Annotated in this window: 7 protein-coding genes; all 7 read right to left on the minus strand. The window is 53.9% G+C overall.

What is annotated here, in order from left to right; translation table 11 throughout:
- Positions 1 to 316: 316 nt before the first annotated feature.
- A complete protein-coding gene (locus Q31b_RS27530) occupies positions 317 to 751 on the minus strand; it encodes a hypothetical protein (protein WP_197172531.1) in 435 nt (144 codons plus the stop codon).
- Entirely contained in the window at positions 741 to 950 is a 210-nt protein-coding gene (locus Q31b_RS27535; RefSeq protein WP_146602889.1) for a hypothetical protein, read from the minus strand. Before Q31b_RS27535 ends, Q31b_RS27530 begins: the two co-directional genes overlap by 11 nt.
- A gap of 354 nt (positions 951 to 1,304) precedes the next feature.
- Positions 1,305 to 2,414, minus strand: coding sequence for an IS91 family transposase (locus Q31b_RS27540; RefSeq protein ID WP_146602890.1), 1,110 nt, complete (start codon positions 2,412 to 2,414; stop codon positions 1,305 to 1,307).
- Positions 2,415 to 2,431: 17 nt separating this feature from the next.
- Positions 2,432 to 2,626 carry a hypothetical protein gene (locus tag Q31b_RS27545; protein WP_146602891.1) on the minus strand — a complete coding sequence of 65 codons (195 nt, stop codon included), beginning with the start codon at positions 2,624 to 2,626 and terminating at the stop codon, positions 2,432 to 2,434.
- Positions 2,627 to 2,880: 254 nt separating this feature from the next.
- Entirely contained in the window at positions 2,881 to 3,033 is a 153-nt protein-coding gene (locus Q31b_RS28760; protein WP_197172534.1) for a hypothetical protein, read from the minus strand.
- 39 nt (positions 3,034 to 3,072) lie between these two features.
- Entirely contained in the window at positions 3,073 to 3,330 is a 258-nt protein-coding gene (locus tag Q31b_RS27550) for a DUF2442 domain-containing protein (RefSeq protein ID WP_146602892.1), read from the minus strand.
- 3 nt (positions 3,331 to 3,333) lie between these two features.
- Entirely contained in the window at positions 3,334 to 3,591 is a 258-nt protein-coding gene (locus Q31b_RS27555) for a DUF4160 domain-containing protein (RefSeq protein WP_146602893.1), read from the minus strand.
- Positions 3,592 to 3,736 lie beyond the last annotated feature (145 nt).

Here is a 3,736-nt window from a genome sequence, read left to right on the forward strand (position 1 = left end):
TCCTGTAAGGAATGCTGAGACGATGCTGTCAAGGACCGACCCTTTTGGGTCAAGGCATCGACATCTCGAATAGTCGTTTAGTACCCAATCGAATCAAGCCAAGTCATCAATAGCAGATCGCTCGCCGGAGCTCGCTACCACCGATTCACCACAAAGAAATGAACACAAAACATCCAATGCAAGAAATCTTTCAAAAAAGCGGCCGGTCGCCACTGGTCAAACCACGGACTTCATAGTCGCCGACGATAACCGCGTCGGCCCGATTAACGTTGACCACAGAGTAAACGGTCGTGGCCGACTGCGGTTGATCGGGTGGTTATCCGTCATCGTGTGGCGAAACCGTGAAGAAGCCGCGAGTGCGGAAGAAGCAAACGTCAAATTGCATGAAGAAGTTGGTTTGTCCGAAAATCAATGGGACGCCATTGCGTTGCGACCACGCAAAAACCAGATCGACAGGAGGAAGATTGACGATGTCCACAGCCAACAGTACCGAACGAGCATCGCGGTCAGCAAGGTTTCCCGAAAGTTGGATCGGTGTCGTCTGCTGGTCCCAGTCAAGCCCAAGTTCGCAACCGAGGCGGAAGGGTAGGACGTTAACCGAAGCACCGCTATCAACAAGACCGGTTGCATCACAAGCCTTGCAGCGTGATCTAGCCGGGCGGAAACATATGGCATCAGGCTCGCGTCTCCAAGTCGCGAATCCATCGACGTGTAGGCGATGCGGATGGGTGAAGCCACGATCAGCCGACACCGTTCTTGCGAGCAAAGTCGAGAAGGTCAGAAGCGGCCTGGTAGGAATCATGCGGCGACCAAATCGGAAGTGGCTCGGAGGGAAGCGCAGAATCACTTTGGCTAGGGCTTTGCAGTTCAGCGGTCAGCAGTTCCACGAGTCGCCGTTTCTCGGCGTCAGGCAATTGCTGGATTTGTGGTAGAATTTCGGCGATGGTCATGGTTAGGCTCCTGGACCTCCAGTTTAGCCGAAAGAGCATTGCCCGCCAAGAAGCACGGATGTAAGTCGGATAGAATGTGCGTTGAGCTTTGTCGACTCGTGATCGTCGACCGTGGGAAAACGTATGCGGAATCAATCCACGCGACGGACCCCGCCACACCGATATTCTAATGCCATCACCACGCCGATTGCAAGTTGTCCAGCCATCGACTCGACGCCCGAAGACTCAATCACGACTTTTTGCCTCTGATTTCCAATCTCGGCGCAGGCAACAACTACCGATTCCTCGGATCGGAATCTGCATCCTTGCGTTGGTGGCCTCTGTTGTGATGGCCGGGGCAATCCACTCTCGCTGCTAGCCATCTTGATACCACCTTGGACAATAATTGCTCGACATCACCTCGCCCCATGTCGGCTTGAAGGAAGACCTCACCAATTCCATCATCTCGCCGCAATGTGGACACTGCGGTATCAACTCTTCTACCAGTCCTTCTAGCGTCGCCTGTTCCTCGGCAACGGGAATCGGCGTCTCCTCCTCCGGCAACAACGCGATACACGCTTGCAGATAGCGTTTACGATGGTGGTTACTGTAACCGCCGTAACGCCGCGACTTCGTAAAACCCTTGGGCAGAATGTGCATCGACCAGCGACGAACAAACTCCATTCCGCTCAGTGTGTACGGGGCAGCACGGCCATCGCCGCCGCCTGTCTGGTTACCGACGCGTGCCCAAAATTGCACCTTCCCATCCTGGTGTGAAATCAGACGACGATCACTGATCGGGCCACCCGTCATGTAACGTGCCAGGTATTTCGCGACGTGTTCGGGCCGACAGTGCTCGTTTGGCGGCCCTTGGATAAATGACACCCAGGTCTTGTGCTCGAATCGACTCAGCCACTCGTCCCAGCCTGCTTGATCCTGCAACGCTCTGAAATCACCCTCCAGCTTGAGCTTGCCCTTCTCTCGTAGTTGACGCAGCCCTTTCAAGACAACGTCACGATACCGCTTGCGAAGCTCTTTCGCATCAACCAAGTACGAAGCGGAAGAAGGTTTCCCCCTCCGCTTGCGGCTCTTGATCCAACCAGGACGCAAGGGGTCCAACGATGGACCGCCACCAGGGACCAACGCATGCACATGCGCGTGCGCATCGAGTTTCTGATTCCAAGTATGCAGCACCATCGCGGCAGCGGCCTCGAAACCTTGCTCTTTGGCGATCTGGCCGCGAAGGGCTTCCCAAGCAGATTGAAACAGTAGATTGTAGATCTTTCGGCGGTTCCCCAGTGCCAACGCTGAGAGTTCTTCAGGCAGCGTAAAGACCACTTGAAAATAGGTCACACCGGGAACCAGCAACTCGCACGTCGAATCGAGCCAATCAGCCCGCCTCGCACCACTACACTGCGGACAATGACGATCTTTCGAAGGGTGAAGGGTGAAGGGTGAAACGCCAGTCAAGATGCACTGTTTCACTCTTCAAACTTCACTCTTCAAACTTCGTTGGTGCTTTGCACTTGGGGGACCGCCGCAGCGGCGTGTCTCTTGACATACTGTGGTGCGTACCGCTTGAGCAGCGAAGCAACCGTCACATCTTTCGTCACTTCTGGCGTCTGCCCGAGCTTCTCCCGCCCTGCGGTGACAAAACTGGTAGTCGCCGCAGCGGGCGGACTTGCAAGGACACTCATAGCGATCCCGTTTACAAAGAGTCGAGGAGTCACCGCATCGGCCATCTTCGGCTAACGCGATCAAAACAACCAAGACTACTTGGGTAAACGAACGCACTTGCTCACTTTAGTGAGTTATCCGGGCAACGAATTTGTATATCCGAACACTTGCCGCCATTACGACCGTAACGAAGGGACCAGCGTCCATCAGAGGAAGAGACTCCGAGAGAGGGAAGTCAAAAGAGGTCCAACCAAAAAGTGTCACCGCTGACAAGTCAGAATAGCGTCACAACCGCCAACCAAGATGCACGGTCACTTAAAGCACGCCATCGCTCTGCGGTGACCGAGCAACCATCGATCACAACGATCACGAGTTGATTAAGTTCAACGCCGACGATAACCGCGTCGGCCAGAGTAACGCTGACCACAGTGTAAACGCTCGTGGCCGACTACGGTTGATCGGACGGTTATCCGTCCGCATGGGTTACAGAGGCCGAATCTAGCACTAGGTCACGAAGGTACTCGGGAGCGAAATCCGCACCGTTGGGCCATTCCAGCGTTGGACCAGAAAGGTCGAAATTGGCGAAGTATTCCACATTCCGAAGCGGCTCGAAGATTGGTCCGTCCAAGTTTGTCGCTAAATCAATATCACCAGCGGTGCCGTCGTTGAAGCACAGATGAAGACGATGTCCGCCAAGGTGCGAAGCAAACGTTACGTGTAGCATAGGTCACTCCAAAGGTTCGATTCTCTCAAGCGGCAATTCGTTTCGAGCGAGATTCCAATTTTCACGAAGTTCGTCGACATGTTCAGAATGCCATTCAAGAACCGCAGAAAGTGCTCGTCGTGGAAACCGTCCTTCAACGATACCAGTATTGATCTCCACGGTAATTTCATAGTCACTGTAAGAAGCATGGAAATGTGGCGGTGCATGGTCGCGATAATACATCCGGACGATGACACCAAGAAAACGTGAAATCTCAGGCATTCGTAAAGTATAGCACGGATAAAGAATCCATGAAGTCCGTGGTTTGAGGCGAGTCGGCTGGAGAATCCTGCTGACCAGGCCGTGATCTCGATCTCTCGATCGGTCACAATGAAACGCTTCTTACTTCGTTCACACCTCAAACCAC

Source organism: Novipirellula aureliae (assembly GCF_007860185.1).
In the GTDB taxonomy this organism is placed as follows: domain Bacteria; phylum Planctomycetota; class Planctomycetia; order Pirellulales; family Pirellulaceae; genus Novipirellula_A; species Novipirellula_A aureliae.

Coding starts and splice junctions, on each gene's coding strand:
- Q31b_RS27550 (WP_146602892.1), bottom strand. CDS start 3,330: ATGCTACACGTAACGTTTGCTTCGCACCTTGGCGGACATCGTCTTCAT.
- Q31b_RS27545 (WP_146602891.1), bottom strand. CDS start 2,626: ATGAGTGTCCTTGCAAGTCCGCCCGCTGCGGCGACTACCAGTTTTGTC.
- Q31b_RS27555 (WP_146602893.1), bottom strand. CDS start 3,591: ATGCCTGAGATTTCACGTTTTCTTGGTGTCATCGTCCGGATGTATTAT.
- Q31b_RS27535 (WP_146602889.1), bottom strand. CDS start 950: ATGACCATCGCCGAAATTCTACCACAAATCCAGCAATTGCCTGACGCC.